This window comes from Mycobacterium europaeum (assembly GCF_002102155.1).
Lineage (GTDB): Bacteria > Actinomycetota > Actinomycetes > Mycobacteriales > Mycobacteriaceae > Mycobacterium > Mycobacterium europaeum.
The window spans coordinates 21284-37477 of sequence record NZ_LQOU01000008.1 but is presented as its reverse complement, the minus strand read 5'-3'; the positions used below and the strand labels follow the sequence as shown (position 1 = coordinate 37477).

Here is a 16194-nt window from a genome sequence, read left to right as displayed (position 1 = left end):
ATGACCGATTCGCTCACCGCTCACGGCTCGGTGATCGACATTCCGGATGAACCGGACCGGGTCCGCATGCGCGCCGAGATCGGGGCGCGGCTCCGGTCCGCGATGGCCGCCCACGGCGTCGACGCGCTGGTCCTGCTGATGAACGGCTACGTCGGATACGCGACCGGCGCCAGTTGGCCGCTGCTGGACGCGGGCCTCTCCCACGTGGAGCGCCCGGTCGCCGTCGTGCTCGCCGACGACGAACATCCGCACCTGTTCATGCCGTTCCGCGGCGGGGCGTCCACGGAGTCACCGGTGCCCGGCGATCATCTGCACGGACCCGTGTACCTCGAATTCGACCACGGGGTCGAACAATTCGCCCGCGAGCTGGCGGGTCTGATCCCGCCGGGCGCGAACGTCGCCGTGGACGAACTGACCGGGGCGATGCGCAGGGCCGGCCGCGCGCTGTTCCCGGCTGGCCCGCCCTCGGACGCGGCGATCGTGCTCGCCGACGCGCAACTGGTGAAGACCCGAGACGAGTTGTCCTGCCTGCGCCGCGCCGCCCGCATCACCGAGCAGGCCATCGTGGACGTCCAGCGGGCGCTGGCGCCGGGAGTGCGCCAGACCGACCTCTCGGCCACGCTGGTCCGGCGCGCGTTCGAGCTGGGTGCCACCACCAACATGCTGGAGGCCATCTGGCAGGTGATGCCGAGTTCACGCGAAGCCGGGGTGTGGACGACGCATGGCGATCTTGCGCTGCCGCTGCTGACCACCGATCGCGAGCTGGCCGCCGGCGACGTGCTCTGGACCGATATCAGCATCACCTACCTCGGCTACTGCTCCGACTTCGGCCGGACCTGGGTGGTCGGCGAACGACCCACGCCGCGACAGCAGGACCAGTTCCGGCAATGGCGGGCCATCCTGGATGCGGTGCTCGCGGTCACCAAGGCCGGCGTCACCTCGGGTGATCTGGCGCGCGCGGCGATCGCGGCCAATGGGGGCCGCAAACCGTGGCTGCCGCATTTCTACCTGGGCCACGGCATCGGCACCTATCCCGCCGAAGCGCCGATGATCGGAACGGATCTCGGCGAAGACTTCGATGACAGCTTCGTCTTCCCGCCGGGCATGGTTCTGGTGTTGGAACCCGTGGTGTGGGAGGACGGGACCGGCGGCTATCGCAGTGAGGAGATCGTGGTGATCACCGAAGACGGCTACCAGCCGATCACCGACTACCCCTACTCCCCCTATGGCGACTGACGTCCTGCCCGACGCGTACCCGCTGCGGGCGGGGCGTCGGGAACGGGCGCTGGCCCAAATGGACGCATACGGACTCGACGTCCTGGTCCTCGGGCGGCAGGCCAACATTCGCTACGTCACCGGCGCACCACAGCTGTGGATCGCCGGGACGCGGCCATTCGGTCCGATGTGCGTGCTGGTGCGCGCCACCGAGGACATCTACCTCAACAGCACCGACGACGAGGGCGTCCCCGACGAGATCGGGCACGATCACCTGTACGGACTGGCCTGGAACCCGATGACCCTCATCGACGTGCTGAAGAAGATCGACGGCGCCGACGCGGCCCGCAGGGTCGGAACCGACGCGATCACACCGACTTTCGCCGCGTTGCTGCCCGAAGCCTTCCCCAACGCCGAGATCGTCGACGCCGAACCGGCCATGCGGGCGGCGCGACGGGTCAAGACGTCCGACGAGATCGTGGCGATGGGCACCGCGGTGCGGGTCGCCGAACGCGGATTGGCAGCGGCCCTTTGCGAATTCGCACCCGGGGTGTCGGAGCGGACGCTGGCCGGGGCGATGATGGAGGCCATGGCCGCGGGCGGGGTGAGCACCCCGGCCACCCAGGACGCGGCCTGGGTGACGTCGAAGGAACAGCCCTGGCGGCGTGCCGATTCGGGTGACGTGCGGCAGGGTGACCTCGTCGCGTTCGCCGCCGGAGCGCTGGCGAACGGCTACGTCGCGGAAGTGGGCCGCACCTGGCCGGCCGGTGGTTCTGCCCCGGAGCTGTTCGGCCGTTCGGATTTGTTGTACGACAAGATGCTTGCGGCCTGTCGGCCCGGCGCGCCCACCTCGGACTTGGTGGCCGCCTATCAGGCGGCCGGCGAACCGATTCCGCCGATGCCGATCGCGCACGGGTTGGGGCTGGGGTTCGATCCACCCGTGGTGTCCCAAACGCTGCTGGACGCGGGCGAACACGACCGGCTGGAGGCCGGCATGGTGTTGGCGATCACCGGCTACGTGTGGCAGGAGGGCGTCGGGGCGGTATTCCGGCGGGACAGCGTCCACATCACCGAGGCCGGCGCCGACGTGCTGACCACCAGTCCGGTGTGCGCGACGGAGGCTGACGAGTCTATCGGGCCAGACCCTTGGCGATGAGGGCTGTGTTCTGCTCGACCCAGGCGTCATCGAGGACTCGTTCGTTGGCCAGGGCCATCAGCACGGTGCCACCGATCATGTCCACCAGCACGCGGGCGTCGACACCGTCGGCGGCGCGTCCGTCGGCGGCGGCCTCGTCGAGGTAGCGCTGCAGCAGAAGGTACGTGCTGCCCTGCAGGCGGCTGAGCAGGCGCGCCGAAAGCCCTGGCTCCGAGGGCAATTCGGCCATCAGCCCCGATACCGCGGAATGGACGGCCGGTCGGCTGAACAGGTCGATCGTTGCTCGTATCAGGGTGCGGACAACGTCCGCCGGATCGCCGGCCAATGGGAGCTCGGCACTCGGCGGCGTCGGAAATACTGCCTCGTAGACCAATTCGACTCGATTCGGAAACCGTCGATACACCGCGGGGGGCGTCGCCCCCGCGCGGGCTGCGACCAGCGGAATGGTCAGTCGTGTGTAGCCGATTTCCTCCAGGAGCTCGACCGTGGCGGCGAGCACCGCCTCGTCGATGCGGGAGTCGCGCGGCCGTCCCTGCGACCGCGCGCCACCGCCTCGTCGCTGATCGGTCCCCGCCATTGACTCCATTACGTTCAAATCGTAATGTTTTGCGGACCGGAAGACAACGCGCGGGCCCCAGGGAGGCGCTCCCCCAGCATGGCGATCGAATCACCCCGTCGGCCTGTGCCTTTCCGGATTCTGAACGGCGGTTACCGGGCGGCGCGTCGACTGCGCGCCCATCCGCTCCCCCTGCGCAAGCCGGCGTTGATGGACCGGGCCAGCCACCGCGCGGGGGGCCTGACCGACTTCGGTGATCCACGCTTCGAAAGCGGCCTCGACCGCCTCATCGAATCGCTCGAAAGCGATGATCGCCTCAACGGTTTCGGCCGGATCCTCGCCACGTCACACATCACCAATTTGCTGCGCCAGCGGCTCCTGCTCACCGAGCACCTGCGTCAGCACCCGGAAATTCGCGACGAGATGATCGCGAAGCCGATTTTTCTCGTCGGCGCGCCGCGCACGGGCACCACCATCACCCATCACCTGTTGAGCCGAGACGACCGGTTCCGCTACCCGCTCACCTGGGAATGCGATGAGCTTCATCCACCGCTGAATCCGGCCACCATGCATACCGATCCGCGAATCAGGCGCAGCGACAAGCAGATCCGCCGAAGTCTGGCGCTGGCACCCGATCTCGACGCCGCGCACCCGGTCGGCGCGTGGGAGGCGCAGGAGTGCGCGCTGCTGCACGCCTATGCCTTCCACAGCGCGACTTTCCACGTCATGTTCAATTGCCAGGGTTATGACCGGTGGTTGGCCGGGCAAGACCTGACCTGGGTCTACCAGGAACAGAGACTGCTCTTGCAGTACATGCAAAGCGGCGGATTGCGCCCTACCGAGAGTTGGCTTCTCAAGACGCCGCCGCATATGGAGAACATCGACACCATCTTGGCGGTATTTCCCGACGCGCGCTTCGTCACCACCTACCGCGAGCCGACCGAGATCGTCGCCTCCAGCTGCAAGCTGGCCGGGACCGTGTTCGGGATGGTCGAGGACGAGGTCGACTGGCTCGACCATGGCCGGTACATGCGCTGGCGCACCGGCAGGATGCTCGCCCGCAATGTCGAGCTGCGCAAGCGGTACGCGCACGACCCGACGCGGTTCATCGACTTTCCGATGGACCGGATGGTGGCCGACCCCATGTCGTGCGTGCAGGAAATCTACGAGTTCTTCGGCATCGAACTCACCGAGGGCGCCCACCGCAGGATGAGGCTGTTCATGGACGACCGCGCCCTGGCCAAGCGCAAGCCCAACATCTACGACGCCGCGGACTACGGGCTCGACATCGACGAATTGTGGCCGCAACTGCAGTTCTATCGCGACTTCTACGGAATCGAGGACCGCCGTGGGCGATGACGCACAGCAACTCTTACGCGCGGCGTGGCGACGCTTCCGCGACCTGCAGGAGGAACTGCTCGAACTTGCGCTGTCCCAGGGCACTCTCGACGACGGTGCCGCGGCGGCCGTGCTCGGGTGCCTTCTCGGCCACATCCAATACCTGGGCCTGCAACTGCGCAGCGATCCCGCGCGGCCGCATCTCATCAACGGCCAATACGCGCCGTGGAATTGGGGCCATTCCAACCCCGATACGCTGTACCTGACCGCGCGCATCGACGACAGACACGACTACCGCGTCCACGGGAAGCTGGGTTGTGTCGCGCAGACGACCTTCGGCGTCTACGCGGGTAAGGATGAGCGGGCCGAGTCGGTGAAGGTGCTCTCCGAAGACCTCGCCATCGGCGACGATGGTTCGTTCGAAATCTTCTTCAGCCGCCGGAAGATGGGCGACACGAACTGGTTCCCGCTCCCGGCCGGGGCTGACTCGTTCTGCAGTTACCAAACCTTCGGCGACTGGGACCGTGAGACCAAGGGCACGGTTCGCATTGAATGCCTGAACCCCGGCGATCCGGCCGGCCCGGATTCGCTCGAGCGGGCGATCGCCGCGTTCGACGCGCAACTGATGGCGTCTCGCGAGCTATTCACCATGTGGGTCAGGGACATTCCGGCGCGGGTGTTCGGCGCCCTGCCGAAGAACATTGCCATTCCCCCGCTCCAGCCCCCCTCGGCGATGGCCGGCGCGTGGTTCGTCCCCATATCGTGGGCGCTCGATGCCGGCGAAGCGCTCGTCATCGACTACGAAATCCCTCCCGGTTCGCCGTACGTCGGAATCTGCCTGACCAATCGGTGGAGCCAGATGATCGATGTCGACGCCCGGCAAACCAGCCTCAACCTTGCACAATCCCACGTTGAGGAGGGGCGGGTCCGGGTCTTGCTGTCGACCGAGGACTTCGGCGTGCGCAATTGGCTTGACGCCCGCGGGTATCGCGACGGTGTGGTGACGTGGCGGGCAAGCACACCGCATCAGCCGAAGACGCCGACAGTGACCGTCATTCCGACGGACCAACTGGACGAGCACTTCCGGCCGGAACAGCGGATCAGCGCGGAGGAACGGAGGCGGGCAATCGACGCGCGGACTCGTCACTTTGCCGAGCGCGACGCCCTCTAGGTGTCGGTGGCACTGAAATCACTTGCGTCACTGTGGTTTCAGTGGTCTCAAGGGGCGGTTTTTTGTCGGTGGGCTCCGATAGCTTCGGGGTGTGAGTGTAGATCCCGAGGCGGTGTCGGCGGCTTTCGACACCATCGACGCTGCGGTCAAAGAACTGATCGGCTATGACTGCGACGCCTCGACCACCCGCGAGCAGCTCGCGATGTTGGGGCGGTGCGAGAGAGTGCGCCGGCAACTCCCGGCCATCGAGCATCCACTGATCAACAACCTGGCCCGCCAGGCCACTCCGGAGGAGTTGGGCGGCAAGCTGTCGTATGCGATCGCCGAGGCGACGCTGATCAGCCGCGCCGAAGCGTCGCGCCGCGTCGAGGAGGCGGCCGAACTGGGGCCGCGGCGCGGGTTGACCGGTGAGCCGCTGGAGCCGCTCTTGCCGGCGACGGCTGCCGCCCAACGCGAGGGAAAGCTCGGCACTGGCCAGGTGGCGGTGATCCGAGGGTTCTTTCATCGGCTGCCCGGCTGGGTGGACTTCGCCACCCGCCAGGCTGTCGAGGCGGACCTGGCCGCGCACGGAACGCAGTATCGCCCCGACCAATTGGCAGAGCTGGCCGACCATATCGCCGACTGCCTCAACCCCGACGGCACCTACACCGACGAGGACCGCGCCCGGCGGCGCGGCCTCACGCTGGGCAAGCAGGAGCCCGACGGCATGTCCGAGCTGCGCGGCGTGCTGACACCCGAACTGCGCGCCACCCTCGACGCCGTGCTGGCCAAACTCGGCGCACCCGGCATGTGTAACCCGCTGGATGACGCGCCTTGTGTCGACGGGACCCCGACGCAAGACGCGATCGACCGCGACGCCCGTAGCACCGCCCAACGCAACCATGACGCGCTACTGGTGGCGTCGCGAGCGTTGCTGGCCTCGGGAAAGCTGGGTCAGCACAACGGGTTGCCGGCCTCCATCGTCATCACCACGACGCTGCAAGAGCTCGAGTCGGCCGCCGGCCGCGGCCTGACCGGCGGCGGCACCATCCTGCCGATCAGCGATGTGATCCGGCTGGCTCGCCACGCGCACCACTACTTGGCCGTCTTCGACAAGGGCAAGGCGCTCGCGCTCCACCACACCAAGCGCCTGGCATCCCCGGGGCAGCGAATCGTGTTGTATGCGAAGGACCGTGGGTGCTCGGCCCCCGGCTGCACCGTGCCCGGCTATCTCTCTGAGGTGCATCACGTCACCGACTGGGTCAAGTGCCGCCGCACCGACATCGACGGCCTCACCTTCGCCTGCGGACCGCATCACCGCCTGCTCAAACCCGGCGGCTGGACCACGCGTAAGAACGCCAAGGGCGACACCGAATGGATACCGCCGCCACACTTGGATAGGGACCAGCCACGCACCAACACGTTTCACCATCCGGAGAAGCTGCTGCGCGACGGCGACGATAACGATGATGATGACGACGACGACGCGGCATAGCTCAGGGGGTCACCTCCGCAAGGGCGGCGTCGAGGTGATCCCCGGCCCGATGCCGCTGCCACACGAACAGCAGGTTCGACAGCATCTGCAGCGGCGCGCGCACGCTTTCGTCGGCGCGGATCAGGGGATGCGCGCGGCTGCGCGGTATGGCCTCGAATCGCTTGCGGATCAACGCGGGCACACCCAGCAGCCACGCCGCACCCATCGCCGCGGCGTAGAGCACCGTGTGCCGCCGCAACCGGGCCGGATCGAGTTCCGGCCCACCGTAGCGATGGAACTCCCCGGCGAACAGCTGCAGCAATTCGTCGAAATGGGCGTCCCACATGCCGGTGTCGGCGCCGGACAAGGCTCCCCAGAGCGCCATGCCCAGGTTCATCTGGCCGACGCATCCCCAGTCCATCAGGCCGCACCGCAGCACGCCGTCGGAGTCGCGCCAGAACCACGCGTTGTCGATGTTGGCGTTCCAATGGCACAGCGCGACATAGTCGGAGTCGCCGGAGAGCAGGGCTGCGATGGTCTGCTCATGGCGTGCGAACCGCGGCACGTCGTCGCGCAGGCGCGCGGTGAACTCCGGCGAGAGCTCCGGAAGCAGCCCGGGATGGGCCTGTGCGAACGCGGCCAATTCGTCCACTCGGCGAACCAGCTTGTCGCCCGACAACGGCGCCCGCTCCCCCACCGTCGCGGCCGCGACGTCCACGGGGAAAGCCGCGGTCAGCCCCGGTAGCCGCCCGGATCGATGGGTACCGGCAAGCCGGGCCAGGGCGGTGACCAGCGCGCGGTAGTGCGCGAGGGGTTCGGGCATCTCGTAGTCGAGGCACTTGTGATATTGCCGTTCGATCCCGTTGGCGCCGAATCCGATTCGCTCGGTAATCAATATTCCCGTGCCGGTCCGGCGTTGATAGTCGGCGAAGAGGGCCCTGGGCACGGCGATGGGAAACTCCGGGGCACTCGAGAATGCGGCGAACCGCACCTCCGGTTCCATTTGCGTCTTTCCCCGGTCACGCGCCGAGTCGTCGAAGTCGCGCGAGAACTTGACGAACAACTCGGTGGCCAGACCCGTTGCGGGTCTGGCGTATTCGACGGAGAGCATCGCCTTGCGCCCGGTGCTGCCGCCGGCCACTTCACGAAATCCCGTCATACGCGTGATGCCGTTGTCCCGGCACGCCCGGGAAGCGAGAAAGGCTTCGGTGAGAAAGCGCGCCCCGGCGCACTCCAGCGCCGCGGGATCGGCCGGAAACGCGAGCCCATAACGGTCGCCGACGGCCCACTGTGACGTCAATGGCTGAGTCAATGGCTGAGAAGTCAATGGCTTACCAGGTTTGTTCGGCCGCGCGCACCAGCATGTGGTTGACGGCCACCCGGCGATCACGGGTCACCATGAACAGCACCGCATCGGCGATGTCTTCCGGGCGCAACTTGACCATGCCGGCGGTCTGCTGCTCGAACGCTTCCCGCGACGAATCGGCGAGGTGGCTGAAGATCTCGGTGTCGACCGTTCCCGGGCCCACCACGCCGACCCGGACCCGCTTGCCGAGCACCTCTTGGCGAATGCCCTCGTTGAAGGCGTTCACGCCGAATTTCGTCAGCGAGTAGACGGCGGTGTTCGGTCGGGCGACCCACCCCGCGGTCGAACTGATGGTGACCAGATCGGCGACACCGCGCGGGGAATCGGCGGCGGCGTCGATCAGGTGCGGGAGTGCGGCGCGGGTGACATACAGGACCCCTTGCACGTTGACCGTCACCATGGCGTCCCAATCCCGCAGCGATGCCTCGGCCGCGGGTCCGGATTGCATCAGCCCGGCGTTGTTCACGACGGTGTCGAGCCGGCCGAACTCCCCGACGGCGCGCTGCACGGCCGCCGACACCTGCTCGGCGTCGGTGACGTCGGCCGGCACGGCGAGCGCTGTGCCCCCGGCGGATTCGATATCGGCTTTCAGGTCGGCGAGCCGCTCGGCGCGACGTGCGAGCAGGGCCACCGCCGCGCCTTCGGCGGCCAGTGCTTTGGCCGTCGCGGCCCCGATGCCACTGCTGGCGCCGGTCACCAGCGCCGCGGTGTGTGCGAGTGTCCCCGTCATGCGCCCAGTATCTCGTGTAGCACGTACTCGGTGTGCTCGCCCAGGTCGGGTGCGCCGCGGGCGATGCGCGCCTGACCGCGCGCCATCCGCCAGGGCGGCCCGACGATCGGCCGCTGGCCCTCGCGGTGATCGCTGACGAATCGATACAGTTCGCGGTCCCAGAGTCGTTGGTCGCCGATCACATCGAGGGATGTAGCGCTCTTGACCGCGGGGACCCCGGCCGCGCGCAGGCGATACGCGAAGTGCTCGGCATCGTGGCTTGCCGTGAGTTGCGCGAGGTCGGCGTCGAGCGTGTCGGTGTTCTGGCGGCGCCCGGCCATGGTGGCGTAGCGGGGCTCCCGGGCCAGCGATCCCGCACCGAGCACGTCGCACATCGCTTGCCACTGCGCGTCGCAGGCGACCGCCACGGCGATCCAGGCGCCGTCCGCGCACGGGTAGCAGCCGTGCGGGCACAGGTCGGGGTGATCGTTGCCGTTGGGCTCGAGGCGTTGCCCGGTCAACGCTTCCTCGAGCAGGCGGTCGCCGATCATCGACGACAGGGTTTCCACCGCCGAGAGGTCGACGAACTGCCCGGCTCCGCTGAGTTCGCGATGCAGCAACGCCACCACGGCGGCGTAGGCGGCGGCCGCGCCGACAGTCGAATCGCCGTAGCGCATGCTCGTTCCCAGGGGCGGCCCACCTCGGTAGCCGACAAGTGGGGCGAGGCCGGCCAGCGCGGCAAAGCATGGCGCGTAACCGGTTTGATGGCCCAGCGGTCCGTCGTTGCCCCACATCTTGATCGACACCGAGATGATGTCCGGCTTGATCTCCCTCAACTGCGCATATCCCAGGCCCTGGCGTTCCATCGCGCCCGGGCGCAAATTGTTGATCACGATGTCGCTGCGGGCGATCAGCTCGCGCAACCGCGCCATACCGTCGGCGGACTTGATATCGAGATCCACGCTGAGGATTTCGGGGTTGATGCTCAGGAAGTAGGGCGCGTGGTTGATGTCGGTGCCGCCGTAGGCCCGCATCTCCTCCGGGCTGCCCGCGGTCTCGATCTTGATGACTTCGGCGCCCAGCATCGCCAGCAGCTTGCCCGCGTAGGGGCCGGCCCATACCTTGGTGAGCTCGACGACCCGCACCCCTTCGAGCGGCCCACCGCGCGATTCCCTGGCCGGTTTGAGTTGCGCGGCCTGGGCGCGCGGCCGTGGGCGCGGGGAGCCGATGCAGTCCAGCACCGGCCCGGTGTGCTGGCCGAGAGTGGGTGCGGCCGAGGTGATCCGGGCCGGTGACGCGCTGAACGCGTACGGCACCGTCGGATATGCCGCGTTGCCGAGCACCGGGTGATCGACCCGCTGGAAGAAACCGCGGTGACGGTATTGCGGTGACGCGTGCAGGTCGGCGGCGCCGTTCACCGGAACCAGCGGCACGCCCAGGCGCTGAGCGTCCTCGGACGTCGCCTCCTTGGCGCGGTCGCGGACCCACGCCGCGAAGCCCCGCCGGAATGCGGCGACCTTTTCCGCGGTGACGGAGAATTCCAGCCAGTCATCTTCGAACGCGTCCAGCCAGTCCGGCTGTCCCATGAGTCCTTTCACGCCCAGCCAGTGGGCGCGGCTCGTCATGTACAGGTACACGAACCCGTCGGCGCATGCGAAAAACGCTGCCGGGCCGGCCTGATCGTAGTCACCGCGGTGGCCCGCGGCCGTCGCCTCGCCCGTGACGAACCGGCCGAGGATGCAGTCCGCGCGGGAAACCAGCACGGCATGCGCGGAGACGTCGATGGAGTCGCCGCGGCCGCCGTGCAGGCGCCCGAACAGCGACGCCGCCACGCAGAGCGCGGCGTCCAATCCCGCCTCGTAGTCGGCCAGGAATCGGCCGGGCCCCTGCAATGGCGGCTTGGCAAGGTCGGGGTGGCTGGGCGTGTGGTGCCCCCAGCCGCTGGCATGAAAGACGTTGATGCTCCTGGCATTGGCGAACTCGCGAGGGGCGTCCCGACCGAATGGCGTGATCGAGCAGAACACCACATCCGGATGCCGCTGCGGCCAGCCGGCCGCCCGATCAATGGCACCGTCGTCGATGACGGCGTCCGCGCCGCCGATGAGCCGATGGACGGTCTCGACGTCGTCCTCGGAGCGGAGATCCAGCACGGCCGACCGTTTGTTGGTGTTCAGGTAGGCGAACAGCGCGCTTCCGTCGCACCCGTCCGCCACCATGGGCGCCATCGCCCGCGTCGGGCTGCCGCACCCCGGCGCCTCGATCTTGATGACCTCGGCGCCGAAGTCCGCCAACAGCTTTCCGCAGTACTCTCCCGCGACGGACCCGGCCAGCTCAACGACCCGAAAACCCGTCAGCGCCGACACGCCAGCCCGTCCAACACGGTCAGGGCTTCGCGCGTCCGGAGCGGCTCAGGCGCCACTCCGGCGGGAAGTTCAGGTCGTTGTCCTTGACCACATTGTTGAGGCCCTTCTCGAAGGTGCCCGCGGTCAGGTCGACCTCTTCCGCGTCGTTGGCGATCATCGGGAGCATGCCCTCGACCATGCCGGTGAGCAGGCTGCCGAAGTACTCGCCCTTGTGCTGCTTGTAGAGCTCGAGGAAGGTCTTCTGCACCGCGACCGTGTCGGTCGGCCGGGAGCGCGAACACGCCATCGCGTACTTCAGCGTCTCGTCTTCCAGCTTCTCCCGGGGCACCACGCTGTTGACGAAGCCGCACTCGTACATCTCTTTCGCGGTGAACGGCCGACCGGTGAACAGCATTTCGGAGAACTTGCGCAGCCCCATCGTCTCGGCCCACCACCACAGCCGCGGTCCCCAGCCCACGTAGCGGAAGGCCGGGTGCCCGAACAGGGCGTCGTCGGAGGAGACCACCAGGTCGGCGTCGCCGGCCTGGTAGAAGTGCCAGCCGTAGCAGTAGCCCTTGGCCTCGATGATGCTGATCTTGCGCAGCTCCTGCAGCGGGCGGTTCCCGGCGCGGGCCTTCGCGTAGAAGTCGGTGACCGTGGACAGGTAGCGGTAGGACCCGCCGGGCGGGTACTTGACGTCGTCGTCGTTGATCGCCAGCTCGTGCAGCAGCGGCATCCCCGGGTTCTCCAGCATTCCGCGCTGCTCGGGCAGATCGCCGCCGCTTCCGAAATCCTCACCCTCCCCGCGGATCACGACGACCTTGACGTCGTCGTCGACGTTGCACTTGTGGATCAGGTCGGCGTAGTTCTGCCGCATGCCCAAGGTGGTGGAGTTGAGTTCCTCGGGGCGGTTGAAGGTGATGTAGGCGATCCGGTTCTTCTTGTCCTTCTCGAACTTGATGTACTGCTCGGCTTCCTTCTTCATTTCTTCGTAGTCGTATTCGGGCATGGTCTTCTCCAACTTCTCTTGAATTTGCGCCTATTTGAGCAAGCTGCCCGCGTCGACGGGGAGCGAAACGCCGGTGACATAACGGGATTCGTCAGAGGCGAGGAACAGCACCGCGTTGCTGATGTCCGCGGCTTCCACCCAGGGGACGGGCAGGGTGTGCATCATCTGGGAAATGGGGGCGAAGTCGTCCGGTCCCGGGTTTTCCAGATCCGGGCGAAACAGCCGATACGTATTGTCGTTCATCACCATCGTGGTGCTGACCTGGGTGGGCAGTACCGCATTGACACGGATCATGTGCTGGCCCAGTTCCACGGCGAAGGAACGCATCAAACCGATGACGGCGTGTTTGGCCGCGATGTAGTGGCCGGTGTTGGGGTAGGCCTTGCGCCCGCCGACGGAGCTGGTCAGCACGATCGATCCGCCCCGCCCACCCGAGAGCACGTGCGGGACGGCGGCTTTGACCGTGTGCCAGACGCCCGTCAGATTGATGTCGATCATGTCCTGCCAGACGTCCTCGCGGATCTTGTGCAGTTTCCTGCCGTCGGTACCCACGCCCGCGTTCGCGACGATGATGTCGAGCCGCCCGAGTTGTTCCACTCCGCCGTCCACCGCGGATTTCAGCGCTTGGTAGTCGCGGACGTCCACCTGCGCGGTGACGATGCGACGGTCCTGGGCCTTCACCAGCTCGGCCGTCTCGGCCAGATCTTCCGGCGTCGAGTGAGGATAGGCCAGGTTTTCGATCGGCCCGCAGACGTCGATGGCGATGATGTCGGCGCCCTCCTGAGCCAGGCACACCGCGTGGCTGCGGCCCTGGCCCCGGGCGGCGCCGCTGATGAAGGCGACCTTCCCCTCGACGCGGCCGGTCATCTGGGCACCAGAGCCGGCATGCACTCCCAGCCCCGCACGGTCGAGGTCGGGCTCAACGTGGCACTTGCCAGGTCGACCTCCCACCCGGGGAATCGCTTCAAGATCTCTTCCAGCGCGACCCGGCCCTCCAGGCGCGCGAGCGCCGACCCCAGGCAGAAGTGGGTGCCCACACTGAAGGTGAGGTGGGGGCGGACCGTCCGGTGGATGTTGAAATCGCCGGCGTCGGGCCCGAATTGGCGTTCGTCACGGCAGGCCGCACCGATGAGCATCATCATCACGCTGCCCTCGGGAACTGTTTGGCCGTAGAGCTCGACGTCGCGGGTCACATACCGCGAAACGTGGGGGGCGGGCGGCTCGTAGCGCAGCAACTCCTCGATCGCCTGCGGGATCAGTTCGGGGCGTGCGACGAGGTCGCGACGCTGGTCGGGGTACTCGGCGAGAACCTTTCCGGCCCAACCGATCAGCCGGGTCGTGGTCTCGTTGCCCGCGCCGGCCACGACGTTGAGGTAGACGAGGATCTCGTCGCGGGTGAGCCGCCGCGTGGTGCCGGTCTCGTCGACGAACTCGACGTTGAGCAGCTCGGTCATGATGTCATCGGACGGGTGGTCGGCGCGCCAGTCGATGTAGGCCTCGAACTGCTCGCCCACCGACAGGCCGTGCTGGGCGGCATCCATCGGCTTGCCCGCCTCGGTGCGCAGCTGGGCGTTGCCCCGGTCCCGGATGTACACCTGGTCGTCTTCGGGGATGCCCAGCAGCGAGCTGATGACCTTCATCGGCATCAGTGCGCCGAGGTCGGCGACGAAGTCGAAGTGGCCCGAGCCGACCAGCGGATCCAGGAGCTGGGCGCAGTAGTCGCGAATCATCGGCTCGAGCGACGCGATCCGTCGTGGGGTGAACATGCGCGACAACAACTTGCGGTGCACGTCGTGAATCGGCGGGTCTTCGAAGATCAGCATCCCCGAGGGAATCTCGAGGTTGGCCTTGATCAATTCCAGAATTGCGCCCCGGGCGGAGCTGAAAGTCGCGTGGTCGACGAGCGCTTTGTTCACGTCGGCATACCGGCTTACCGCGAAAAAGTCGTATTCGGCGTTGTAATAAAGCGGCGCTTCTTCGCGCAGACGCGCGAACATCGGGTACGGGTCGGCGATGAGGTCGACGTCGTACGGGTCGAATCGCACATGGCTGTCGATGCTCGTCGTCACGAATCCCCTCCTAGGGCCGCCGTTTCCGGGCCATCCGTACCGCCTGAGCAGCGCTCGCGCTGCCAGTGTTGCAGCGCCGGATCCGGTTCGGGCAATTTGTACACTCCGCTTAATTGCGTTGCTGCGAGATACGCACCGGCCGGGTCGAAATCCACCCGTCAGCCTGCCGTAACTCTATTCTCGTAGAGAACCATAACGCCCATGCTCTGGCAAGACCCCGTGCCGCACGACCCGCCGCCATTGCGCGCATGGCCGGTCCTGGTCACCCGATCGCCGTGGCCGGCCGCGGCGGGCGCTGTCCGGCCGTCTCGGTCAGCCGGCCCTGGTACGGGCTGCGCAGGATGCCGGCTGCGACGGCCGAAAGGATCCCGTCGAGTTGCTCGGGAGTGTCGACGATCCGGTCACCGTGCGCGAACCGCACCAGCAGACCGTTGATGAACGTCAGCGTCACATTGCTCAGATCCTCGACCACGGCGGGGTCCAGGTCCGCACCGTGCGGCATGAGTTGGACCAAGATCTCGCGGTGCAGCTTGGTGAATTCGTCGGTGGCCCGCTGCAGGATGGCGGCCAGCGCCGGGTCGCGGGCGGCCTGCATGGTCAGCTCGTAGCGCGCCTTGGTCCGGAACAGTTGCGGCTCGTTGCCGGATCGGATGACCACCTGCGACAGCCGCGAGGGCGACGGGTTGTCCCCGCGGCCGTCGGCGTCGTCGGCGACGGACTGCAGATCGGCGAGATCCAGTTCGGCGAGGCGCTCGGCCACGGCCCGCAGGAGCGCCGAGCGGGTGCGGAAATAGAACGACGTCGTCCCGTCGGGCACCCCCGCCTTGCGGTCCACCTTGAGATGGCTCAGTCCCTTGGTCCCGTCGTCGGCCAACAACTGAATCGCCGCATCACACAAGTCGCGGCGGCGCTCACCGGGATTAGGCTTTCGGCGTTTGTCCATGACGTCCTCTCCGGTCGAGACGCTACTCTATATTCGTAGTGTCGGTAAAGAGCCGTGTGACGGCCATGGCGAGGCGTCCTGGACTGGAAGAATGGCCGGATGACTCGACGCCGGATTGGTGAAGAAGCGCGGGCGGTGTCGCGCCGCCCCGCTCGGGGCCGATTCCGCATCACGGCCGCTTGGCTGGCATGCGGCGGTCTGCTCGGCGCGTTGACGTGCGGCTGCCATGCGGCGCGGCACCAAGCCGCGCACCCGTCGACCACCACCGCGACACCCACCACCGCGGCACCGGCCGCGCCGGTTGCGCCCAGCGTGAAGATCGCGCCGCTGCCGGTCCGCCCGGTCAACAAATCGCAACCGGCCAGCCCGCAGAAGTGCCCGGCCACCGACCCGAATCACCCCGCCGCGCCGACCGATGCGCTCACCACCTGCGACATCGGGCGGACGACCTTGTACATGCTCGGCCCGGAGACGATGCAGCTGGGGCTGATACACGTGGACCCACCCAAGTCGCTGACCGCCGGCTTCTACGGCGTGACGCTGATCCTGGACCCGTCGTCGGCGGCCGCGTGGGCCTCATACACCGGCGCGCACCTGCAAGACCATGTGGCCTTCGTCCGCGATGATCTCGTCATCGAGGCGCCGATCATCGAGGAACAGGTCACTTCCGGGCGCATCGCGCTGACCACCCAAACGGCCGAAGGCGCTGCGCGCCTGGCCCAACTGGCCGGCCGGCCAACCTGACTGGTCACACCCGCCGTCAGCGGGTCACGCCATCAGGTGCAGGGAACGCCGTGCGGGCCACCCACCCAATGGCCGGGCGGCGCCTGCCAGGGGCAGATTTGCTTGACTTGCCCAGGCGGCAGC

14 protein-coding genes are annotated in these 16194 nt (G+C 67.5%); 6 read left to right on the top strand and 8 right to left on the bottom strand.

Features of this window, described 5'->3' with window-relative positions:
* Positions 1-1236, top strand: a complete 1236-nt coding sequence (locus AWC03_RS02745; protein WP_085238999.1) for a M24 family metallopeptidase — start codon at positions 1-3, stop codon at positions 1234-1236.
* Positions 1226-2371 carry a M24 family metallopeptidase gene (locus tag AWC03_RS02740; RefSeq protein WP_085238998.1) on the top strand — a complete coding sequence of 382 codons (1146 nt, stop codon included), beginning with the start codon at positions 1226-1228 and terminating at the stop codon, positions 2369-2371. Before AWC03_RS02745 ends, AWC03_RS02740 begins: the two co-directional genes overlap by 11 nt.
* Here the strand turns inward: AWC03_RS02740 and AWC03_RS02735 are convergent.
* Complete coding sequence (locus tag AWC03_RS02735; protein WP_208859401.1) at positions 2346-2948, bottom strand: TetR/AcrR family transcriptional regulator; 603 nt, start codon at positions 2946-2948, stop codon at positions 2346-2348. The genes AWC03_RS02740 and AWC03_RS02735 overlap by 26 nt on opposite strands.
* Before the next feature lie 105 nt (positions 2949-3053).
* Between AWC03_RS02735 and AWC03_RS02730 the strand changes: the two genes are divergently transcribed.
* The 3 genes from AWC03_RS02730 to AWC03_RS02720 all read left to right on the top strand — a co-directional run bounded on the left by AWC03_RS02730 (position 3054) and on the right by AWC03_RS02720 (position 6910).
* Entirely contained in the window at positions 3054-4286 is a 1233-nt protein-coding gene (locus tag AWC03_RS02730; protein WP_249025817.1) for a sulfotransferase family protein, read from the top strand.
* Complete coding sequence (locus AWC03_RS02725; protein WP_085238996.1) at positions 4276-5436, top strand: DUF1214 domain-containing protein; 1161 nt, start codon at positions 4276-4278, stop codon at positions 5434-5436. Before AWC03_RS02730 ends, AWC03_RS02725 begins: the two co-directional genes overlap by 11 nt.
* A gap of 91 nt (positions 5437-5527) precedes the next feature.
* A complete protein-coding gene (locus AWC03_RS02720) occupies positions 5528-6910 on the top strand; it encodes an HNH endonuclease signature motif containing protein (RefSeq protein ID WP_085238995.1) in 1383 nt (460 codons plus the stop codon).
* 1 nt (position 6911) lies between these two features.
* On the opposite strand, the gene AWC03_RS02715 is transcribed toward AWC03_RS02720, so the two are convergent.
* From AWC03_RS02715 to AWC03_RS02685, 7 genes are all read right to left on the bottom strand, one after another.
* Positions 6912-8189 (bottom strand): hypothetical protein, encoded by a 1278-nt coding sequence (locus tag AWC03_RS02715; protein ID WP_085238994.1) that lies wholly within the window; start codon positions 8187-8189, stop codon positions 6912-6914.
* A 31-nt stretch (positions 8190-8220) separates the two neighbouring features.
* Positions 8221-8985: an SDR family NAD(P)-dependent oxidoreductase gene (locus AWC03_RS02710; RefSeq protein WP_085238993.1), complete on the bottom strand. Its 765-nt coding sequence runs from the start codon at positions 8983-8985 to the stop codon at positions 8221-8223.
* Positions 8982-11327 carry a CaiB/BaiF CoA transferase family protein gene (locus AWC03_RS02705; protein WP_085238992.1) on the bottom strand — a complete coding sequence of 782 codons (2346 nt, stop codon included), beginning with the start codon at positions 11325-11327 and terminating at the stop codon, positions 8982-8984. The genes AWC03_RS02710 and AWC03_RS02705 overlap by 4 nt, the downstream gene beginning before the upstream one ends.
* 19 nt (positions 11328-11346) lie before the next feature.
* Entirely contained in the window at positions 11347-12315 is a 969-nt protein-coding gene (locus AWC03_RS02700) for an enoyl-CoA hydratase/isomerase family protein (protein WP_085238991.1), read from the bottom strand.
* 30 nt (positions 12316-12345) lie between these two features.
* Positions 12346-13182, bottom strand: coding sequence for a mycofactocin-coupled SDR family oxidoreductase (locus AWC03_RS02695; protein WP_085238990.1), 837 nt, complete (start codon positions 13180-13182; stop codon positions 12346-12348).
* Entirely contained in the window at positions 13179-14384 is a 1206-nt protein-coding gene (locus AWC03_RS02690) for a cytochrome P450 (protein ID WP_085238989.1), read from the bottom strand. The genes AWC03_RS02695 and AWC03_RS02690 overlap by 4 nt, the downstream gene beginning before the upstream one ends.
* A 262-nt stretch (positions 14385-14646) precedes the next feature.
* The gene (locus tag AWC03_RS02685) at positions 14647-15327 is read right to left on the bottom strand and encodes a TetR/AcrR family transcriptional regulator (RefSeq protein WP_085238988.1); all 681 of its coding nucleotides are present in this window, start codon (positions 15325-15327) and stop codon (positions 14647-14649) included.
* A 99-nt stretch (positions 15328-15426) separates the two neighbouring features.
* On the opposite strand from AWC03_RS02685, the gene AWC03_RS02680 reads away from it, so the two are divergent.
* Complete coding sequence (locus AWC03_RS02680) at positions 15427-16071, top strand: SecDF P1 head subdomain-containing protein (protein ID WP_244275278.1); 645 nt, start codon at positions 15427-15429, stop codon at positions 16069-16071.
* Positions 16072-16194: the final 123 nt, after the last annotated feature.